The organism is Sorangium sp. So ce321 (genome assembly GCF_051530195.1).
Lineage (GTDB): Bacteria > Myxococcota_A > Polyangia > Polyangiales > Polyangiaceae > Sorangium.
On sequence record NZ_CP150329.1, the window covers coordinates 11653242 to 11673706 of the forward strand.

14 protein-coding genes and 1 pseudogene are annotated in these 20465 nt (G+C 70.5%); 5 read left to right on the forward strand and 10 right to left on the reverse strand.

What is annotated here, in order from left to right; genetic code table 11:
- The first annotated feature begins 41 nt into the window (after positions 1-41).
- From WME89_RS43295 to WME89_RS43305, 3 genes are all read left to right on the forward strand, one after another.
- On the forward strand, positions 42-725 hold the full coding sequence (locus tag WME89_RS43295; protein WP_438005432.1) for a hypothetical protein: 684 nt from the start codon (positions 42-44) through the stop codon (positions 723-725).
- On the forward strand, positions 722-1474 hold the full coding sequence (locus WME89_RS43300) for a hypothetical protein (RefSeq protein WP_438005433.1): 753 nt from the start codon (positions 722-724) through the stop codon (positions 1472-1474). Before WME89_RS43295 ends, WME89_RS43300 begins: the two co-directional genes overlap by 4 nt.
- 306 nt (positions 1475-1780) lie before the next feature.
- Positions 1781-2557, forward strand: a complete 777-nt coding sequence (locus WME89_RS43305; RefSeq protein WP_438005434.1) for a hypothetical protein — start codon at positions 1781-1783, stop codon at positions 2555-2557.
- A gap of 679 nt (positions 2558-3236) precedes the next feature.
- Here the strand turns inward: WME89_RS43305 and WME89_RS43310 are convergent.
- Positions 3237-3650, reverse strand: coding sequence for a DUF2147 domain-containing protein (locus WME89_RS43310; protein WP_438005435.1), 414 nt, complete (start codon positions 3648-3650; stop codon positions 3237-3239).
- Between the two features lie 968 nt (positions 3651-4618).
- On the opposite strand from WME89_RS43310, the gene WME89_RS43315 reads away from it, so the two are divergent.
- On the forward strand, positions 4619-6634 hold the full coding sequence (locus tag WME89_RS43315; protein ID WP_438005436.1) for a hypothetical protein: 2016 nt from the start codon (positions 4619-4621) through the stop codon (positions 6632-6634).
- Positions 6635-7125: 491 nt separating this feature from the next.
- On the opposite strand, the gene WME89_RS43320 is transcribed toward WME89_RS43315, so the two are convergent.
- The 5 genes from WME89_RS43320 to WME89_RS43340 all read right to left on the reverse strand — a co-directional run bounded on the left by WME89_RS43320 (position 7126) and on the right by WME89_RS43340 (position 14415).
- Complete coding sequence (locus WME89_RS43320; RefSeq protein WP_438005437.1) at positions 7126-7986, reverse strand: DNA-formamidopyrimidine glycosylase family protein; 861 nt, start codon at positions 7984-7986, stop codon at positions 7126-7128.
- Between the two features lie 191 nt (positions 7987-8177).
- Positions 8178-10862, reverse strand: coding sequence for a hypothetical protein (locus tag WME89_RS43325; protein WP_438005438.1), 2685 nt, complete (start codon positions 10860-10862; stop codon positions 8178-8180).
- A gap of 251 nt (positions 10863-11113) precedes the next feature.
- Positions 11114-12112 (reverse strand): alpha/beta hydrolase family protein, encoded by a 999-nt coding sequence (locus WME89_RS43330; protein ID WP_438005439.1) that lies wholly within the window; start codon positions 12110-12112, stop codon positions 11114-11116.
- Complete coding sequence (locus tag WME89_RS43335) at positions 12109-12996, reverse strand: UbiA family prenyltransferase (protein WP_438005440.1); 888 nt, start codon at positions 12994-12996, stop codon at positions 12109-12111. Before WME89_RS43335 ends, WME89_RS43330 begins: the two co-directional genes overlap by 4 nt.
- A gap of 186 nt (positions 12997-13182) precedes the next feature.
- The gene (locus WME89_RS43340; protein ID WP_438005441.1) at positions 13183-14415 is read right to left on the reverse strand and encodes a pectinesterase family protein; all 1233 of its coding nucleotides are present in this window, start codon (positions 14413-14415) and stop codon (positions 13183-13185) included.
- Between the two features lie 1462 nt (positions 14416-15877).
- Between WME89_RS43340 and WME89_RS43345 the strand changes: the two are divergent.
- Positions 15878-16486 (forward strand): annotated as a pseudogene (locus WME89_RS43345) (pectate lyase); the annotation flags it as partial.
- A 64-nt stretch (positions 16487-16550) separates the two neighbouring features.
- On the opposite strand, the gene WME89_RS43350 reads toward WME89_RS43345, so the two are convergent.
- The 4 genes from WME89_RS43350 to WME89_RS43365 all read right to left on the reverse strand — a co-directional run bounded on the left by WME89_RS43350 (position 16551) and on the right by WME89_RS43365 (position 20458).
- Complete coding sequence (locus WME89_RS43350; RefSeq protein ID WP_438005442.1) at positions 16551-17252, reverse strand: phytanoyl-CoA dioxygenase family protein; 702 nt, start codon at positions 17250-17252, stop codon at positions 16551-16553.
- A gap of 349 nt (positions 17253-17601) precedes the next feature.
- Complete coding sequence (locus WME89_RS43355) at positions 17602-19188, reverse strand: caspase family protein (RefSeq protein ID WP_438005443.1); 1587 nt, start codon at positions 19186-19188, stop codon at positions 17602-17604.
- Entirely contained in the window at positions 19185-19952 is a 768-nt protein-coding gene (locus WME89_RS43360; RefSeq protein WP_438005444.1) for a DUF4384 domain-containing protein, read from the reverse strand. The genes WME89_RS43355 and WME89_RS43360 overlap by 4 nt, the downstream gene beginning before the upstream one ends.
- A complete protein-coding gene (locus tag WME89_RS43365; protein WP_437964465.1) occupies positions 19949-20458 on the reverse strand; it encodes an RNA polymerase sigma factor in 510 nt (169 codons plus the stop codon). Before WME89_RS43365 ends, WME89_RS43360 begins: the two co-directional genes overlap by 4 nt.
- Positions 20459-20465 lie beyond the last annotated feature (7 nt).

The window sequence follows — 20465 nt, forward strand, 5'->3', positions numbered from 1 at the left end:
ATACAGGGCAGCGTCCGGCGGATAGTCTCGCGTGCGCTGCCGTGAAGCCTCATCGATCTCCCTCTTGCGTCGCGCGGGCCGCCCTCGGCGCCCTCGCGCTCGCCGCGCTGTCCGGCTGCGGCTCGTACATCTCCGATTACGTGCCGCCGCCGGACGGACGGGCCCGCCCGGTGTACCGCGACGGGGCGGTCGTGATGGAGATCGGCGGGTCGACCCCGGCGTGCCTCTCGGGCGAGGACGAGCCGGGCGGAGCGCTCCCGCCGTACCTTGCGCGGGCCTCGCGCGAGCCCGCGCAGGCCGCGCCCGTGCGCTTCAGCGGCGGCTTCTGGGTGCCGATCTACTTCGGCCCGCGCATCGTCGTCGAGGGGCGCGGCGTGGCCCCGCCGCCCCCGCACCTCCACCGGCCCGGGCCGGGCGTCGCGCGGAGCCCCGCGTCGCCTTCGCGGGGCGTCCCGTCCCGGCCCAGCGGCAGCTCCGGCAGCGCGCCGTCGGGCGGCAGCGGCGGTCGCGGCGACGGTGCCGAGGCGGCCTCGGTCCTGCTCGCCACGTTCGCGGTCGTCGCGCTCGTCGCGCTGCCGCCCATCGCGGTGGGGCTCTCGGTGGGGCGCCCGGAGCGAGAGAAGGACACGGCGATCGCGCTCGACCACGTCAACGCCTTCAACGACCTCGCGCGCACCCCCGGCTCGCCGTGCGCCGTCGCGGCGCCGGAAGCGCAGGTCCCGTGAGGCCTTCGAAGCGGCCCTCGATCGCCCTGCTCGCGTGCGTCCTCGGCGGCGCGCACCTCGGCTGCACCCACGGACACACCAGGTACAGCCCGCGCGTCGTGGCCCGGGGCGAGCTCACGGCGAGCTACGACGACGGCTTCACGCTGTGGGCCGGCGGCCGGAAGGTGGCGGAGAGCTACCGTTACGACGGCCTGGAGCGCTTCGTGCGCTGCGTCCCCGAGGCGCGCGAGCACGCGCGTCAGGCGTCGCAGAGCGGCCGCTCCGCCACGACGCTCTCGACGCTCGGCGTGGTGCTCGGGGTGGGCAGCCTCGGCGGGCTCTCGGGGCTCTACTTCCACGACGAGAACGAGGCCGCCATGGGCGCGATCCTCGGCCTGGGCGTCGCCGTCGCCGCGACGGCCGTCGTGCTCGGGGCGCTCTCCAGGCCGGCGAAGGAGAGGGCGCACGGCCACGCGCTCGACGCGATGAACTACTACAACGACGCGGTCGGGAGCCTTGGCGCCACGTGCGACGATCTCACGTACCCGCCGCCGGCCGGGCCCGAGCCGCCCGTACCGCCGCCAGACCCCGGGACCTCGCCGGAGGCCGCGCCGCTGCCGGCTCCTGCGGCCGCGCCGCAGCCGACTCCCGGGACCTCGCCGGAGGCCGCGCCAGGCCCCGCTCCCGCGGCCACCCCAGGGGCCGAGTCGCCCTCGCCGGAGCAGCCGATCGACACGCCCGCGCCGCCGCCCCTGCCCGCCCCGCGCTGACCCTCATCACGTCACCCGATGGGCGGTGCCGCGGCGCCGCCTTGCAACTCCGCCGCCTTGCAACTCCGGACGACGCGCGGCGCGGCAATCCTCTGCTCGCGATGGTGCGCACACGTGATCACACGCGCACGTGAGCCGCCTGAGCAGCGTATACAACACAGGCGGCGGACACGCGCTGGTAAAGACGCATTACGGTGGACGCGAGCGCGACAGATCCGATAACGTCACCTATCGTCGGGCTCCCTGCGACCGCTCGCAACCAGCGAAGTTGTCGGGCTCGAACCACTTACAATGCAGGAGGATACGATGAGGTCTCACTCTCTCTTCGCGCTCGTCGGGCTGATCGGCGCGCTCGTCCATCCATCGCGGCCGGCCGTCGACGTCGACGGGGCCAGGGCGCATGAGGACGCGCGGGGTCACGGCAGCTGCAAGGACACGACCCCCGCGGGCTACGACGGCTTCCTCGTCTTCATGGCGAACGGCTCGATCCCGCTGTCAGACGGCTTCTTCCTGGACGGCGCGATCTTCCAGGAGCAGGTCATGGGGCGCACGCCGGCCGAGATCGAGCAGAACCGCGCCGACGCGCTGGCTTATTTCGAGACCCGCTTCGGCATCGCGGACGCCGACGCGCGCCCGGACGTCGGCTTCTTCGGCTTCTATGCCGATCCCCGGATCAACTACCGCGCGTACGTCATCTCGGGAGAGCGCGTGCCCCCGGAGGGCTACGAGGTCCATGACGGCGGCTGGATCGCCCTGGTCACCGATCCCGCCGGCCTGACGCTCGGCGGCGAGCTCGCGGGCGTCCACGTGCCCGCCGGCACGTTCTTCAGCTTCGGCGATTACAGCATCGAGGTGACCCGGCCTGGCCGCGGTCGCGATCCCGAGCCGATCGTCATCCATTATCAGTGCAATGACCCGCTCATCCCCCTGTCCAACGGGGGTGAGGTCTTCACCTGCGATCTGCTGAGCGACGAGTTCGGCGCCGGCAGGGCGCAGGGGATGACCTCGCCGATCATCGAGGACGGCGAGCTCAGGCCCAACGGCCGCACGGTCCTCACCTTCTCCGACGAAGGCGGCCTCTGACCCTCCCCGCAGCCCGGGGCGCGACCACCACGTCATGAGGGGCCCCGCAGCAGGCGCAGGGCGCCGAGCAGCAGCGCGGCCGCGGCGGTCCCGGGCCGCGCGGCGCGCACCGCGGCCGGCGCCGCGAGGCCGCGTCGCGACGCCACCAGGGTGTCCAGCGAGGAGCGCTGTGGTCGTCGAGCCGCCCCGTGGCTCCACGCCTGCTACCCTTTTTTCTCGCGCCTGATTCGTCCGGGGCCCCCGGGATCTCCCGCCGTGATAGGACCGTGATAGGGAGGACATTTTACAATGTCATCACATTCTGCCGCAGGCTCCGAGCTCGGCCGAGGGTTCAATCCGTTCGAGCCAGGGTTCGCCAGGGATCCTTTCGCTTTCTATGCCCGGGCGAGGCGCGAGGCGCCCGTGTGCTACAGCCCGCTGTTCGATTTCTGGCTCGTCACCGGGGCCAGCGAGATCGTCGAGATCATGAGGGATCCGGCGCGCTTCTCGTCCGTGCACAACATGACGCCGATCATCCCGCTCGCGCCGGAGGCGGAGGCGCTCCTCGAGCAGGGCAGCTCGGGGGGGTCTCCCTCCCGGAAGGGGCGAAGCTGCACCTCGTGTTCGCGTCGGCCAACCGGGATGAGACGGTGTTCGAGAGCCCCGACAAGTTCAACATCCACCGCGAGAACCCGGGCCGTCACTTCGGGTTCGGCCACGGCGTCCACAGCCAGGTCTGGGTCCTGCCGAGGAGGGCGATGCCCAGAAAGCCGCGCACCTTCAGCTTCTTCCCGCCCTCGATCGCCTCGAGCTTGCAGCTATAGGTCTCGCCGTTGTTCGGATCCAGGATCGTACCGTCATCGTACTCGTCGTCATCGCGGACCATGTTCTTGATGATGACGAGCCCCAAAAGGGGCTTGTTCTTGTCGGCACCCTCACAGGCGGTGCAGAGCTTCGGCTTCCCCTTCTCGTCGAGCGGCTGCTTCAGGCTCACGATCTTGCCGAAGATCTTCCCGCCCTTCTCGTAAATCTCCACCACCGACTGCTCGACCCCCTGCGCATCGATCGTCCGCCACTGGCCGGTCACAGGGAGAGGAGCCGCGAGCACGAGCACCCGGGGCGTTCACGAGGCGATCGGTCGGCTGCGGGTTCTCGGCATCACCACGCTCGGATCTGCGCTCATCGACGGGACGGCGGAGCCGGCAGGGCTCGCGGTGGCGCTCGGGGGGAGCGCTGCTCGCCCCCCGCGCCGTCGTCAAGCCCGGGCCTTGACAGCGCGCGCGCGCATGATAAACAATTGTTTCAATCGATTGTTTAATACGGATCGCCGAAGGGGTCTGGCTCCTCGTGTCGGCTTCGCCCTAGAAGCGCCGGCCGCTCAGCGGCGGAGGCCCAGGCTCCGCATGCGGGTGAACGCGCGTGATGGCCGGCGTGAAGCGAAGGCGCGCGGGGCTTGAGGGCTCGGCGGCGTGGTTTTTCCGTCATCAGCACGAGAGGGAGCTGCGCTCGGGAGGCTTCGGCTTGCAGGATCGGGCTTGTTTATTTTCATCCCCGTCGGTGCGACGCGGCGATTGAGGGATGGGGTGACGGAGAGGACGGACGCAGCTTGGTGCCGCGATGCACGCTTCCCGTGTGCTCGAGCCCTGAGCCGGTGCTTTCCTCGTTTCAAAGAAGAAGTTTGGCTCATGATGTCGGTTTCCAAGAAGATCGAGTCTAGAAGCCTCGCTGGCGTACTCGCTGGTCGTGTCGTTCTGGTCGCCGCTCAGGCGTCGGCGGGCGTGGTCGTGGGTAAGCCCACGCCGCACGGCAACACCGTGTACCCCGAAGCCCGGACAACCATGGCTGGCGGAGCGCCCACTTCAACATAAATTCCCAGATGCACTTGCCAGAGAGCAGGCCGGCGACATAATCGTCGCGCCATCAACACTGGCGACTCTACTCGCCCGCTTCATGCCTGCTTTGTGATTTTTTTGCGATAGCTCAACACATTCAAGCAGCAATTCACGGCCAGGACGACGTGACGTTGCTGGCGGCGTCACGCTCGCGCATCTCGTTCCTGTTTGTATAGAAGGATACTTGTACATGAGATTGAAGCATCTTCCGTACACCTCGACAGCGATCGCATCGATTCTATTGCTCGGAGCGGTGGGCTCGGCTCACGCGGCTGTCTTTCCTGCGAGTTCGTCCAGTGGTGGGCCCGGTGTGAGCGGGTGCACGGGCGGCACGAACTGCACGAATGAAAGCTGGGGTGTCGACCTCAATGACAATACCGGATTTGTCTGGAACGTAGCGGGCGGCGCCGGCGGCGATGCGGACCTCTATGTGAAGATCGCCGTGCTGTCGCAAACCAGAGCGATGAGCCTCTGGTTGAACGGCAGCCAGATTACCGTCATCACGTCCACCGCCACAGAGAGCCCGCGCCCGAACGGGAAAGAGTTCGGCCCGTTCTCGGTGACGCTCCAGGCCGGCAACAACACGGTAGAGCTGCGGGATACACAAGGCACTGCGGAGTTCGATGTGCATAGCCTGCGCGTCGAGCCGACGAATGCCGGCGATGATGAGTTTGAAATTGGACTCTGGCGACTGATGTCCCGCGCCGACCGTGGCACGTTGAACCGCGATGCCATCACCGGGCAGCTGGTCGGCGCCGATTACTCGGGCGATGACCATCAACACTGGCGCTTGATCGGCGTTGGTGCAAGCAAGTATCAGTTTTTTCACGAGGAAACCGGCCAGTGCTTGGTTGCGTCGAGCGGCACGACGGTGCTCGGCGGCTGCAGCGGCAGCGCAGCGGAGTGGACCGTGGAGACCTTGCGCGCCCGCACGGTGGAGCGCCCTGCGCTGTATCGCTTGCGCTCAAACGGGAACAGCTGCGCTATCCCCAACGGCGGCGCACAGCCCACCCTGGGAACCTGCAACGACAGCGCACGCTGGTACCTGGAGCCTGTCGGCTTCGGTGAGCGTCTCGCGAATGTAGAGTTCGATTTTCATGGGCTTCTTCTCGTCAAGCCCCATACCGACGTCCCTGGTGTCACGCAAGGTTCGCTGTCGACCAGCGTCGTCGACGCGGTGCAGATCGCCTTCGAAGATCGGGTGGCTTACTGGATGGATCTGATCACCGACGGCCGGGTCGCATGGCATGGCTCCAGCGTCGTATCCAACGATCCTATCACGTCGTTGTCGGGCTCGGGTAACGATAATTATTTGCCGGCGGCCATCCACCTTCAGCAAGACGTGCAGAGCTTCGTGCCCCGTGGCCAGTACGACACCGTGCAAGTGTTTTTCACGCCCGGTGACAGCAAGCCGGGGGGCTGGGGGTGGGGCCCGGGAAGCAGCTACGAATCGAACTACACCCTGTGGACGACGGTGAACGGGAAATATACGGTCGCCTCGGACTGGCTGTCCACCGTCAACAGCGAGCCTGTGGAAGTGTTCATCCATGAACCCATGCACGGCTTCGATGGGTTTTACGAAGAGCTGGGGATCCCGCTTCCCGAGGGGCTATTGGATGGAGGAACTGCCCCGAATCGTTACTCCAGCTCCGGCATTCCGGGCCGTTCGTGGTTGCACTGGTACCGCGACTACTGGTTGGGGACCGTCATCGCCTCCGATGACACCTACCGCGGCTTCGGCCCGCGCGCGTTCGCCGAAATCACGCCGAGAGATTACGCGTCGAGCCCCGCGGTGGACGAGTACAAGATCGTGCAGCACACCAGTGGCAAATGTTTTGCCCCGGAAGGCGGCGCCACGATGCCGGCTAACGACACGCCGCTGGTGCTGTCAAGTAACTGCAGCACGCTTGCCTCTTCTTTCAGGGTTCTGTCCAGCGGCCTGCTGAAGCATGTTCCGAGCGGACTTTGTATTCACCCGAATCAAGGCACCGCCTACAACGGCGTTGACCTGATCCTCAACCCCTCTTGCGCTCCCGAAGTACGCCTCTCTTTCGACGTGACGTCCGGTGGGAGCCTGCAAAACAGCGAAACCGGCCGCTGCGTTCACCCGGAAGGCGGATCGGCGACACCCGCCGAAGGAACCAACCTGATTTTTCACGACGGTTGTGATGAAGAGCGCCTGCGCTTCAACCTCGTATTGCAGTAAAACAGTCACGAGCTGCTAGCATGCTGTTTGGGGCCGACGCGCAGACGTGCGAGTCAGCGGGGAGCGTCGCGTCGTATTCGCAGATCCTCCAGGCGACGCACGGCTGACTGCCGATCTCCTGATCGGCCTCCTGCGTCGGCTCTTCCTGCGCCAGCTCCTCCGCCTGTCCCTCGTCCACGTCGTCCGTGGTGACGCCTCACGCCACGACGGCGAATCCCAACAGCGAGCACGCGACGATCGCACGAATGCCTCTCATGAGCGCTTCTCCTTGGCTGTCCCGATGGGACGCTCTGTTCATTCCAGCTTCCCGGCGGGCGCCCTGGGCTCCGAGCCCCCGCCGTCGTGCGGGTAGGCTGAAGCACCCGCCGCCAGACGTCGAGGCGCCCGCACGCCGCGACCGCGGCGTGATGAGGGGGTGTCGAGCGTGTGAATCAGCGCGCGATCCGGCAGCGACCTGAGCAGTCGCTACCGGTCGCGCCTCACCCCGTCGCTCACCGCGTGCGGCGAGCGGGCACGGCCGCGCCCTTCCGGTCCTCCGGCTGGCAGCTCGGGCAGAAGATCGCGTCGTAGCCGTGGACGCTCGCGCGACGGAGCTTGTCGCCGCAGCGCGGGCAGGGCTGGCCCGGGCGCCCGCGGACCTTGAGGAAGTCGCGCAGCTTCTCGTCGAGCGCCGGCGCCCGCTCCGCGATCGTCCGCGTCGCGCCGCCGAGGACGCAGGCGATCGCCGCGTGCATGCGGTCGAGCTCCTCGTCCGACAGGCCCTTGACCGTCGCCTTCGGGTGGATCTGCGCCTCGAACAGCACCTCGTCGGCGTACGCGTTTCCCATGGAGTCGAGCGCCGCCTTGTCCATCAGGAAGTCCTTGGCGAGGTCGCGCCGCCCGCGCGCGACGGCGCGGAACGCGTCGGGCGTGAACACCTTGGGATCGAGGACGTCGAGGCCCACGCTCGCGAGCCCGGGGATCTTGTCGTACTCGCCCCGCCCGAGCACGTACGCCTTGCCCATCTGCACTTCGTCGCGATACCTGAGCTCGCGCCCGTCCGCGAGGACCAGCGAGAAGGCCAGATCGGTGGGAATCCGCGTCTCGCCAGGCAGGGTGATCGAGAAGCGCCCCGCCAGCATCGGGGAGATCACGAGATCGAGCGAGCGCGCCCCGGCGAGCTCGAAGATGACGGCGTGCGCCCGCCGCGTCACGCGCCGGATCTCCTCGCCCGGCAGGAGCGCGTCGATGCGCTCCGGGAGCAGGACGCGCAGCACCACCGGGCTGTCGACCCGGGCCGCCGTGACGGTCGCGCCCGCGAGCTCCCGCGCGAGGATCGGGACGACGTACTCCAGGTCTGGGCGCTCGGGCACGACTCCAGAATACCGATCTCACCGCGAAGGTCGACGTGCGGTTCTCGGACCAGGCAGAAAAAGGAGCGCGCGCGGCGCGGCCGCGATCGCACGCGACCGGAGGGAGCTCGCGTGAAGGCGGGAAGACAGGGAGATGATTGAGCTTTCCTCCCGCCTCGCGGCTCCCCCGCGAGCGCGGCCGCGGCGGGCTGTCAGGCGCTGATCCGCTGGGCCTCTTCGCCGCCGCGCGCGCGCTCGCCGCCGTCGCCCTCCCCCGGCCGCTGCTCGCCCTCGGCCGCGAGGTCCTGGCTCCGCGCGAGCGCGTACACGGCGCGGACCCGCGCCGCGGCGAGGGTCGGGCCGGGCTCGGGGTTCAGGAGGACGGTGCCGTCGTCGAGCTCCAGCGCGATCGGGATCGCGCCCCGGGGCTCGAGCGCCGCCCGGAGCTCGTCGAGGCCGATCGCGCCGTGCGCCTGCTCCGCCGGGCCGTGAGGCCGCGGCTCGACGCGCAGGAGATCCTGCCCGCCCTCGCCGAGGAGCTCTTCGTAAAGCGTCGTTACTCCGGGCACGAAGGCGCTGTGGACCATGAAGTAGTTCTTGATGCGCTCGGTGCTGACCAGGCTGAGCAGCAGCCGGTCCGGCCCGGCGAAGCCGCACCGGCCGGCGTCGAGGAGGCTCCGCACGTGCTCGCCCTTCGCCACCGAGGAGAACTCCGCGAGCACGTGCAGCCGCCCGCCGTGCGCGAGCTCCCTGCTCTCCAGCGCCCGCGCGAAGCGGATGAGCCGCATCGCCGTGCGCGCGTCGCGGTCGAGCCCCTCGGGCTCGCTCAGGAACACCGCCGCCGACGCCGGCGCCCCGCGCGCGGCGCAGCGCACCGCGAGCGAGGCGAGGTCGTGCCCGCGCTGCGTGTACACCGTGGCGCGGCCCCCGCGCGGGAGCGGGAGCGCCGCCCCGTCCGGGCCCGGCGGCGCGCCGTCCGGCGCCAGCGTCACGCCGAGCGAGGCGAGCCGGTCGGCGAGCGGCATCCGCTCGTCGCCGCGCTCGCCGAGGACCAGCGTCACCTCGATCCCCGGGACGAACTGCGCGAGCGCGCGCAAGAGCGAGGGGAGCGCGGCGCTGTACCCGACGATCAGCACGCGCTCGAGGTGGCTGCGGCGCCGCGCGAGCGTCGCCGCCCACGCCTCGGCCCACGCGCGCGCCGCCTCCGCGCCGACGGTCGCCGCCGGCTCGGCCGCGACGCCGCGGCCCATGAGGAGCTCTCGACCGTAGCGGCGGAGGGGCGCGTAGGTGGCCGACACGCCGATGAGCCCGCGGAGCCGCCGCGCCGGCACGCGGCCCGCCCGCGCGCCGAGCGCCCACGCCGGCGAGCCCTCGAGCGGATCGAGCAGCGGGTTGAGCCATTGCACGAGCCCCTCCACCTGCACGAGCTCGCCCTCCCTGCGCTCGGGCACCTCGTCGCCGAGGAAGACCCCCGCGAGGATCACGTTCGCCTGGTAGGCCGCGCGCGCCATGCGCGAGAACGAGAGCTCGCCGTCCGGGCCCTCGCCGAGGGCGGCGACGGCGCGGGCCTCGTCGTCGCCGAGGAAGACGTGCGTGTAGAACTCCGAGCCGTCGGCGGTCATGAGGTCGGTGTAGAGCGACTCCACGCCCGGCGTGATCAGGTGCTGGCAGAGGAAGAAGCCGAGGAACCGCTGCATGTCGAGCGGGTACGTGCCGGGCCCGCCCACGGCCTGGATGAGGTCGCGGTTCTTGCTCTCCTGCACCTCGACGAACACGTGGCCTCGCCGGTTCTGCATCCGGAACGAGGAGACCGCCATGGCCGTCACGGCGTCGGCGTCGGGGCCCGCGTCGGGCCGCGTGAGGATGAGCGCCCGCTTCGCCCCGGCGGCGCCCACGAGGCCGAGCGCCTCCGGCTGCGCGCTGTCCCCCTTGCGGTAGCTCACCCAGCGCATCCGCGGGGCGTAGAGGTACGCGGGCGGGTCGTCCTCGGTGCCGAGGAGCGCCATGCGCGGGAGCGCGTGCCGGGTCGGCGCGGGCCCGCGGCGGACGAGCCACAGCCAGAGCTCCGAGAGCCGGATGGAGCGGAGCGAGCGGTGGCGCTCGTACAGCCGGACGAACTCCTGCACCAGCATCTCCGCCTCGTGCACCGGGCCGATCACGAGGGCGTGGCCCGCGTAGCCGACCGGCCGGCGGCGCGCCGCGCGCACGACCTGATCGACGACGTTGGCGCCGATGCCGATGATGAACGAGGTGACGAAGACGCCGACCATGGTGAGGCCGAGCGAGATGACGGCCACGATCGGGTGGACGCGGAGGTTGGCGACGAGGTTGTCGGCGCTCTCGAGCTGCCGGAAGGACCACCAGATCCGGTCGAGGAAGGTCGTGTCGGGGGCGGGGCCGCGGCCGTCGTAGTCGTGCGCGATCGCGAGGTGGCTGAGCAGCACGGAGGCGCCGAACGCGAGCCCCCAGACGGCGAGGGTGACGAGGCCGAACTGCTCGAGCAGCTCGCGTCGCGTCATGATCGCGTAGAGGTCGATCGCGATCTCGCGCGTGAAGCGCAGGAGCAGGAAGAGCCGCGACAGCCGCAGCAGGGGGAGCGCGTGGGCGGCGTGCGCGTCGAGGAGCCGCTCGAGCGGGAGGAAGCTGAGCCAGGCGACGACGTCGAAGACGAAGAGGAGGACGTCGAGGCGCGACCTGTCGCGCCCGCGCTGGCCGAGGAGGACGGCCCGGAGGAGGAGCTCCACGCCGAAGATGCCGAGGAAGTACGGGCGGAGCTCGTCCTCGAGGCCCTGGATGGGCAGGACCGAGACGAGGATCAGGAGCGAGAGCGCGAGCTTGACGGGGCGGGTCTCGAGCCCGCCGGCGAGGCGGAGGAGCAGGGGCGGGCGGGGCGCCATGCGGGCGAGGATAGGCGGGATAGGCGACGTCGCGCGCGGCCGTCTGCGGGCAGCCCGGGCGGGCAGATGGGCGCGGCGGCCAGCTCCGCCCGCCAGGAGCCCGGCCATCGGTGGCCGGACCTGGCGGCTGCTCGGGCTGTCGGTGGCCCCCGAGGGGGTGAGCAAGCGCTCGGCGCTGCCTGCGCTGTGGCGGCTTTGCGCATGGCTTTCTACGGCTCATGCATTCCGACCCGGGGCGCGCCGCAGCGGGCCTATAGCCGCGCGAGCGCGTCGAGGATGGCGCGCGCGGTCGCGCGGCGGCCGGTGAAGAAGGCGCTGACGTGACCGCCGCGCAAGGGGCGCAGCTCGGCGCCGCGCCAGTGCCCGGCCAGACGCAGGGTGGAGCTCGGCGGCACGAAGCCGTCCTCGGCCGCGTGCAGCAGGATGGCGCGGCGCGGGTCGGCGAGCGGCGGCAGGGCCGTGATGGACGCCGCGCCGAGCACCTCGAGGAGCCGCCGTCGCGTCTCGCGCAGGCCACCGCCGCTCCTCAGCGCTTCCCAGTCGGCCATCTCTTGCAGCACGCCCTCGCGGAAGACGGAGTCGAGCGCGTCCGCCGCGGCGACCGGCACGACGGCCAGCGGCAGCGCGCTCTGCGCGGCGGCGTGCGCGGCGAGGCTGCCGCCGAGGCTATATCCGGAGAGACACACCCTGTCGTGGCCCCGCGCGAGCAGCCACAGCGAGAGCGCGATCGCCTCCAGCGACGCCGCGCGCAGCATCAGGAGCAAGTCCGCCACCGTGCGCACCGCGGCCCCTCGCTGCGCGGGCGGCCTGCGCCTGCCGCAATAGGGCTGCTCCAGCAGCAAGGTCCCCACTCCATGCCGGGCGAGCGCCGCTCCGAGCGGCCGCCGCAGGGAATAAGCCTGATCCCCGGACCCGGCCAGCAGGACGCACATGGGCGGCCGGGGCCCGGCGCCGGAGGGCAGGAGGATCTGAAAGCGCATCGTCCAGCACGCCTGGGGCAGCTCCGGTCCGATGGCCGGGCTCGTGCACTGGCCCTCTTGCACGCAGAGCTGCCCCTCCCGCGCAGGCAGCCCCAGCGCGACATCGCCGAGCGACGGGGGGGCCGCGCCTCGCGGGGGCCGCGCGAGCTCGTCGAGCAGCGCGGAAGGGCCCCAGCCGTCCTCGAAATACCGGGGCTCCCGTGAGAGGACGAGCCGCGCGAAGAGCGCGTCCGCCCAGTGCACCCGCGTCGCCGGCCCCACCGCGGTCATCCGGCGAGGGGCGCGGCGCGCAGCAGGACGAGGAGGAGCAGCCCGCCGAGGGCAACGGCGAGCTGGGCCTGATCGGTGACCAGGCGCTTCTTCGCGCGGGCAGGGAGGAGCGCGAACACGACGCCGCAGGCGAGCGCGAGGAGGAGCGCGACGACGCGCTGGGTGCCGGACAGCGAAACCACGACGAGCAGCGAGATGCCCGCCGAGGGCCACACGAACAGATGGGGCAGCAGCGGCTCGATCCGCCGGACGTCGAGCACCGACGCCGTATTGCGTATCCCGGTCCGGCGATCGACGTCGTAATCGCGGATCTCGTTCCAGAGATCGCCGGTCATCGACACGGCGCAGATGAGGCAGGCGCCCAGCACGGCGGCGGCGGGCACCGCGGGCGCCCCCGCACGCACGGTCGTGAGGAACTGGAGCGTGCCCAGGAACAGGCCATGCGAGATGAGGTCGACGAAGGGCAGCGCCTTGAGGCGGACGCGCTTCACCGAGTACGCGAAGCCCAGCGCGAGGTTGAGGCAGCCAAGGAGGACGACCCAGGGGCCGAAGCGCAGCAGCAGCCCCAGGCCGGCGAGGGCCGCGAGCCAGCTCGCGGCGACGGCCGCGGGGCGGCCGAGCAGCCGGGCGCTGACCGGGTTCCGCAACGCCTTGCGCGGGTCGCGGGCGTCGTCCTCGGCGTCCTCCACATCGTTGATGGCGAAGGCAAAGACGGTGAGCAGCAAGTTGGCCGCGAACAGGAGGGCGATATCGAGCGCCGAGAGCCGCGGCGCGAAGATCGCCCCCAGGGCGGTCAGCGCAATCGTGTTGCCGTAAAACTCCTCGACGCGACAGAGCTTGATGAGGCCGAGGAGAGGCTTCGGAAGCTTCGTGAAGAGGAGCATGTCAAGTGAGCCCCAGCAGAGATCGGCCCGTCCCGGGCGTCAAGAATGCAGGGCCGGCTCGGATTCATGCGCCGTTGAAGATGCCGTGGGTGCTCGGGTGGCTGCTCATGAAATCGCCGGTCCACACCGCCGCGTAGCGCTGGACGCCGGCGAAGGCCGCAGGCTGTGGAGTGAACGTGGTCCCGCTCAGGGCCGCGCGCTGCCGGGACCGGTGTTCGCGTGCTCGTGGAAGCGGTTCGCGGGGTACGTGCCCGCCGTGGAGCTGTAAGGGCGGCTGACGGTCGAGGCGTGCCAGGGATCGTCCGCTCGGATGTGGGCGCCGAGCGTGGAGTTCCGGATGACCGCATGGCCGTTCGGGTACACGCCGCTCGCGACGTTCGCGGCGTACGTGGTGAGATCGCTCTGCCCCTCATCCCAGGCGCGGCCGAGGTAGACGAGCCCGTCCGGCGTGCCGGCCTCGGCGGTGAGGTCGCTGTCGATGATGAGGATGCCGTGCTCGTTGCGCGCGTCGGTGCTGGGAGCGACGATGTACCCGCCCGTCGCGCCTTGCCGCGCGGTCAGGTACTTGATCGTGCAGCCGTCGAGCACGAAGGTGCCGCGGCCGAAGATGAAGTCCACGTCGCCCTCCACGTGGCAGCCCTTGAAGTACGCGCGCGACACGGTCCCTGCGTTCGGCGTCTTCACGTAGAGCGTGTCTTGATTGCCGAGCAGGCGCACGTTCTCGAAGATCAGCTTGTCGGCCTGGGTCATCAGCGCGACGGCCTGCTTCCCGCTGGACACGGCGCTCTCGTCCGTGTCGTTCGCGATGGTGAGGTTCTTGACCCGGAAATCGTCGGCGTAGGCGGCGAACGTCGCGCTGCCGCTGGTCCCGTAGGTCGTCCCGCTCAGGTTCGGGTTGCAGGGGTTGGCGGGCGCGCCGGTCTCCTTGGTCTTGCCGTTGTGGTTGTTGTAGGCGATGACGGTGCGGCTGGCGTCGGCGCTGGTGCTGTACAGCGTGATCGGCGGGGCCGTTGACGGCACGCAGATCACCTCGCGGTAAGTCCCCGACGCGACCTGGATGTAGACGCGGCTGGTCCCGCCGGAGGCCACGGCCGCGTCGATCGCGGACTGCACCGTCCGGTGCGTGCCCCCGCTCGCGGCGACCGAGTACGTGGGCGTGAAGCCGCCGACATCGCCGACGCCCGCGGTCGGATCCCAGGAGTCCGCGACGAGGCCGGAGGCGATGTCGCCGGCCTTCTTCAGGTGCTCCAGGATGGTATGGTGAGCCGCCTGCGCGGCCGTGAGCTGCGGGCGCGCCTCGGTTCCCGCCGCGAAGCCGCCGTCGCCGGAGCCGCCGTCACCGGTGCCGCCAGCGCCGCCGGAGCCGCCGTCACCGGCGCCGCCGGTGCCGGCTCCACCGGAGCCGCCGGTGCCGGCCATGTCGCCCGTGGAGCTGCTCGCAGGGCCAGCGCCCTCGCCCGACGACGAACCGCCGGAACCGGAGCCGGAGATTCCCCCGGAGGACGAGCTGCTGGAGGCATCCGGAGTGGCTGATCCTCCACCCGAGGAAGACGCGCTGGTCGGGCCTCCACCGCTCGAGTCGTCGCCGCCGCACCCGGAGAGACCGAGCGCGACGAGCGCGAGAGGAAGCGCGACAATCCGACGGAATTTTCTGTTCATGTCCACCGTTCGACCTGGCCTCTGTAGAGGTTGAGAGCGCGATTCCGAGCCGACGGCGCGGCTCGCCGCCGGCGCCGCGTCCGGCCTGCGCGGCTCACGTCGATGCCCGCGGCGCGGGCCTTCCGCTGAGCCATCCTGCGCGTCCCTCCTTCGAGATTCCTGCTCTGCATCGTGGGATGACGGGTGAGCACGAGGCAGCGTTGCAAGACGTGCACCACCGGCACAACGCCACGCCCACATCCGACGTGGCTGTCGCCTAACGGCATGATCGGCCGGCGCTGCCGAGCGCCCGCCTTGTCAACTCCGGGTTGACACGGTCTACAGCCCTGCGTGACAACGCAGAACGCGCCGCCAGACAGGGGCGAATTCGCGTCGCTCTTCGAGGAAATATCCAACAGTAACGCACGCTTGCGGCATTCGAAGGCCATACGGCGGTTGGCCCGCGTGTTGCTGACAAGGGCAGCGACGCAGCGCAGGGCACCTCGAACGCGGCACGCAGGGCTGGAGACGGCGCTGCGCGCTCCGGGCGAGGCGTTCGCGAGGCGGCTTTGCGGTGCGACAACTTACTTGAACAAGGACTGAAACAATGAAGCTCCACTCGACTTTTGCTCGTCATGTGCTGCTGGCGCTCGGCGCCGTGGGGGTCATCGCGACCGGCTGCCTCTCGGAAGAGGAAGCCATGATGGAGATGGACGGCGCGAGCGAGGCGGTGAGCACCACCCGGCTGGAGGCCGAGTCGCAGTCCTGGTCCAATTCGTCGGGGGACGGGTTCGACGCGAGCTCGACCAGCGTGCGGCTCAAGGCCGACGCCAGCGGGGACAACTTCAGGTTCTCGAAATCGGTCGCCGCGGGTGAGTACCGGGTCGTGGTGCGCTATGCGCAGCGGAACATCTACGGAAACTACCAGCTCCAGGTGAACGGCGCCTCGGTGGGGAACCTCGACGGCTATTCGTCGTCCACGAGCGACGCCTGGAAGACGGTGACGCTCGGCACCAAGAGCCTCTCGGGCACCGTCGAGTTCAAGCTGGTCTGCAACGGCAAGAGCTCCGGCGCGACGGACTACGATATCAAGGTCGACTACATCGAGCTCGTGCCGACGGGCAGCAGCAGCAGCTCGACGAGCAGCAGCAGCGCGACGTCGAGCTCCTCTTCCAGCGGCTCGGGCGGCAGCGGCGGCTCAGGCGGCAGCGGCGGCTCAGGCGGCAGCGGCGGCTCGGGCGGCAGCACGACGACGGGGAGCGGCGGGGTCGTCGACTCGACGATCGTCGTGAGATCGGGCCAGGTCTATGACGGCGGCGGCAGGCGGTTCACCGCCGGCCGCTCGCTCGGGGACGGCAGCCAGGCCGAGGGCCAGAAGCCGGTGTTCAAGCTCGAGAACGGCGCGGTGCTGAGGAACGTGGTCCTCGGCGCCCCGGCCGCGGACGGCATCCACACCTACGGGAACGTCACGCTGGAGAACATCGTCTGGGAGGACATCGGCGAGGACGCCATGACGATCAAGGAGTCTGGCACGGTCGTCCTCAACGGCGGCTCGGCGGTGAACGGCGAGGACAAGGTCTTCCAGATCAACGCCGCGAGCACCTTCCGGGTCTCGAACTTCCGGTCCTCCAACGCCGGCAAGTTCATCCGGCAGAACGGCGGGACCACGTTCAAGGTCGACGTCTTCATCGACCGCTGCGACATCTCGCACATGGACGAGGCCATCTTCAGGACGGACAGCAGCACCAGCACCGTCTCGATGACGAACACCCGTTACAGCGACATCGGCGACTCGCTGTTCATCGGCCTCTCCTCGTCGAGGATCACCACGTCGAACAACACCGCGTACTGATGACCGGGCGCGTGCGGCCAGTCGAGCCGGCCGGGGGCTACCTCCCGGCCTGCCCGGCTCTGGCTCAAACCGCCGGAGACGGCCACCGGCGTACGGCCGGGCGGGCGAAGGCGTAGAGGGCGTCGATCGTGCGACGCAGAGGCGCCCTCCGGTAGGTCGCGCGGTGAATGGACCACGCGTGGAAAACGCACGCATCGCCGGCGCGCAACGCCAGGCGCGCGGCGCTCTGCATGTCCGGCGTGTCCCGATCGGCGCCCCTGCGGATCCGGAGCTCGTCCGGGGTGTCCCAGCGAGCGTGCGATCCGGGGACGATCTCGAGGCGGTCGTCGTCCTCCAGCGCCACCCGGAAGTGCACCGCCGTGGTCGTCGCGACGACCGCGCGCTCCACCTCTGGATCGGGCTGGCCGAACTGGCTGTCTCGATGCCAGTCACCATCCCAGTCACGCCGGGTCTGCTCGTGGTAATAGTGCGCGTCCTTCAGGCGCGGCGTATCCTCCTCTCCCGGGCGGGAAAGGCCGGAGAGGAGCTCGCACACACGCCCTGAGCCGACGAGCCCGGCGATGCGCTCCAGCGCGCGGGGATCGTCCTGGAAGCAGGTCGCGCCGCCCGTGAGGAGCGAGATCCTGGGCGTCGAGTGGCCCGTCTCCAGGGAGCGCGCTCGCGCAGCGACGAGCGCGACGTCGCACACGCGGCGTAGCTCTGCGCGCTCGGCTTCATCGAGGAAGGCGCGCACGACGAAGAAGCCGTGCGCGCGGAAGGCGTCCATCCGGTCTCTCGCTGAGCTGCTCATCATGACCTCGCGGCGCTCGAGCTCGCGCAGATCACCGAGGACCGGCCATCGGCCCTGGCCATGGGATCTGCCGAGATCGAACCTTGCCGGCCGGCACCGACGGAAGAGGGGCAGCATCGCGATCCAGGACCGCCGAAGGGCAGCGCCCTCTTCGCCCCGATGCGAGCCGTGCCGGCGGCAGCGCGAGGGGCCGGGCTCGGTAACAGCCCGCGCGTCGAAGCATTCGTTGGCTCGGGGCCGCTGTCAAGCTGCCGCCGCGAGAGCGAGGAGTCGAGAGTGCCAGGGGGCACCTCGCGACGGCATTGCCCGAACGACCGAGCGCACGTCAGAGGTTCATGCCCAGGCCCACGCGGAGCCGCGCTGCCAGCGACGGGGCGACCTCGCCCTCCTCGCTGCCCGCGCGCTGCTGCTTGAACACGTACGTCTGCGCTGCCCCCTCGACGCCAAGGTAAACCCCTTTCACCAGATCGACGTTCACCCCGGCCCCGGCGCCGAACGCCCCTGCCAGGCCATGCCGGTCCGGTGCGCGCCCGAGGGTCTCGAACCGCTGCCTCATGACCGCGAGGCCGACCTCCACGCCGACGCCAACGGTGATCACGGGCAGATCCCACGCGCGGGACATGCGCACATCCAGGCCGAGCTCATCGTTGCTCGCCGTGAGGTGCTCGTTCTGGAATCCGCTGCGACACGCGCTGAGCCGGGACGCGATGCCGATGTGCTGGAGCTCGATCCCGTAGCCGAGGAAGCCGCCGTGACAAGGCGAGTCGCCCTCGACGAGGGGCGTCCTGAGCTGATAGCCGGCCACCGGCCCGTGCGCGGCCTCGCGGACCCCGCCGCCCTTGCGCACGAGCCGGGCGAACATGACGCGGCTCAGCCGCTCGTCGCCCACGTCGATCGCCTGCCCGGCCTCGGCCTCGATCGCCCCTTCGAGGAGGAAATCGGGGCCTCGACCCCGCACGAAGTAACGGCCTGGCCGGAGGCTGATGGTCCGCGCCGCGTCGTTCGCCCCCACCTCGGCCGCCACCGAGCCCTCGCTGGCGTCTCGCATCACGAGGTACGACCTGCCGCGCGGGAACCGGAGCACGCTCCGCAGCGACGCGTGGACCGGCAGCTCCGTCAGGATGAGCTTGCCCTGCCCGCGGAAGTCGTAGCGGAAGGTGGGGTGTTGCGCGCCGGCCCACGTGCGGCTCGTGGCGCGCAGGGTGCTCTCGTACGCGTGGCGGTACGCCTCCTCCAGGGAGACGGCCCCGTCGCGATCCGCGTCGGCCGTCCCGAGCAGCCCCGAGACGAGCGCGTGGGTGAAGAACGACCCCTTGAGCTCATCGGACTCCTGGGCGTCCTCGTTTCCGGAGCTCGACGTGAGGGTCACCATCCCTTGTCCGGCGAGCCGCTGGTCCAGCTTGATGACGAACGGGGGCGCGCTCGTGCCGCCCTTGACGCGCGTCAGCGCCCCCGAGCGGCACGAGTCGACGATCAGGAGCCGCGCCGAGGCCGCCGAGCCGCGGACGAGCTGCTCGAACTCGGTCAGCGAGAGCGGCGTCGGCCCGAGGTGAAGGGCGTTCGCGTCGGCGTGTCCGGAGTAGTAGACGAGGTAGAGGACATCGGTGTCCGGGCTCGACACGGCCGCGCGGACGCGGTCGTTCATCGCGATGAGCGTGCGCCGCACGGTGTCCGCGCGCTCGCTCCGCAGGAGCACCAGGTTCGCCGGGGGGAAGCCGCCGAGGTCCTTGAGGACATCGTACATCTTCGCCGCGTCGTCCTCCGCGTAGCGGAGCTCCACCTCGCCCTTCTCCCCGGCGTTGTTGCCGATGAGCACCGCGAAGCGCTCGACACGGGCCTCGGCGGGGGCCGCCCAGGCGGCGGCGAGACCGCACGCTGCGACGGCGAGCGCCGCGAGGCGACCGAGGCTCACGGCGACCCCGCGACCTTCTCCGCCGTGAGCATGTCGACGTCGCAGCCCGGCGGGACCGCGAGCGCGTCGGGGTTCGCCGCGAGCGCGGCCCGGAGCGGCTCGACCGCGATCGCCTCGGAGCAGAACACCCCGTAAATCCGCTCGGTGCCGAGCGTGCCGTCGAGCACCGTGCTCTGCGGCAGGGGCGCTTCCCGGCCAGGCTCGATCCGCGCGGCGAGCGGGCCGCTCGGGTAATACACGCTCACTTGCGACGCCCCGTCGACGCTCAGGATCGCGAGATACCGCGCCTCGGCGCTCGTGGTCGTGAACTGGAGCGCGTCGCCGGGCAGGAGCCGCTCTCCCGCGCTGCCGGGCAGGACCTGCTCACCGCGCTTCACGTAGAAGCCGAGTCGCTCTCCTCCCTTGATGCGTTCTCCGGGGATCTCCACGTCTGGTCCCCCCGGCGCTGCGTTGAAGCGGAAGAAGAGGAGCACCGCCGCCGCGGCGGCGAGCGCGCTCGCCGCCGCGGGCGCCAGCCATCGGCGCCGCGGGCGCGCTTCGGCCACGGAGCGGCCCGCCGGGGCGCCTCGATCGAGCCGCAGGGGCGGCGCCGACGCCGCGAACGAGGCGCGCGCCGCCTCCATCTCGGAGAGCCGCGCCGAGCACCGCGAACAGCCAGCCACGTGCGCGCTCGCCTCCTGCGCCGCGGCCGCGTCGAGCTGGCCCGCCATGAGCTCGTCGAGCTTCAGCTCCGAGAGGCACCCTCCGGGTCGCGCTGGCGTCATGGACTCGAACTCCCTTCTCTCATCCGGTCGGAGAGCGCGGCCTTGAGCCGCTCCAGCAGATTGCCGACGTGCCGACGGGAACAGCCCATCACGCGCGCGATCTCCTCGTGGGTCATCTCATCGGAGTAATAGTGGACGGCGACCTGCGCGAGGTCGCCCGGGAGCTGCGCGAGGAGCTCCCGCGTGAGGAGAGCGTGCTCGGCGGACGCCGCCACGCTCTCCTGCTGCAGGGGTGCAACGTGGGTATCGAGGAGCCGCAGCCGGTTCTTGCGGTCGCGGATGCGGTTGAGGCAGGCGTGTGTGGTGGCGCCGTAGAGCCAGCCCACCATCGGGCCCTTGCCGTCGAGCTGCCCGGGCTCGCCGAGCAGGGAGGCGAAGACATCCTGGAGGATCTCCCGCGCCTCCTGCTCGCTCCCGAGGAGCCGCCGCGCCCGGCGCAGCACGAGGTGCCCATGCTGCCGGTAGGCCGCCTCGATCAGCGACACCAGCGCCTCGCGATCCTCCACGTCCGAG

Bases quoted from the DNA above. Each gene is read 5' to 3' on its own strand.
- WME89_RS43335 (WP_438005440.1), bottom strand. From the start codon at position 12,996: ATGCTCCTCTTCACGAAGCTTCCGAAGCCTCTCCTCGGCCTCATCAAG.
- WME89_RS43340 (WP_438005441.1), bottom strand. From the start codon at position 14,415: ATGGCCGGCACCGGCGGCTCCGGTGGAGCCGGCACCGGCGGCGCCGGT.
- WME89_RS43325 (WP_438005438.1), bottom strand. From the start codon at position 10,862: ATGGCGCCCCGCCCGCCCCTGCTCCTCCGCCTCGCCGGCGGGCTCGAG.
- WME89_RS43330 (WP_438005439.1), bottom strand. From the start codon at position 12,112: ATGACCGCGGTGGGGCCGGCGACGCGGGTGCACTGGGCGGACGCGCTC.
- WME89_RS43305 (WP_438005434.1), top strand. From the start codon at position 1,781: ATGAGGTCTCACTCTCTCTTCGCGCTCGTCGGGCTGATCGGCGCGCTC.
- WME89_RS43360 (WP_438005444.1), bottom strand. From the start codon at position 19,952: ATGACGCCAGCGCGACCCGGAGGGTGCCTCTCGGAGCTGAAGCTCGAC.
- WME89_RS43350 (WP_438005442.1), bottom strand. From the start codon at position 17,252: ATGGACGCCTTCCGCGCGCACGGCTTCTTCGTCGTGCGCGCCTTCCTC.
- WME89_RS43315 (WP_438005436.1), top strand. From the start codon at position 4,619: ATGAGATTGAAGCATCTTCCGTACACCTCGACAGCGATCGCATCGATT.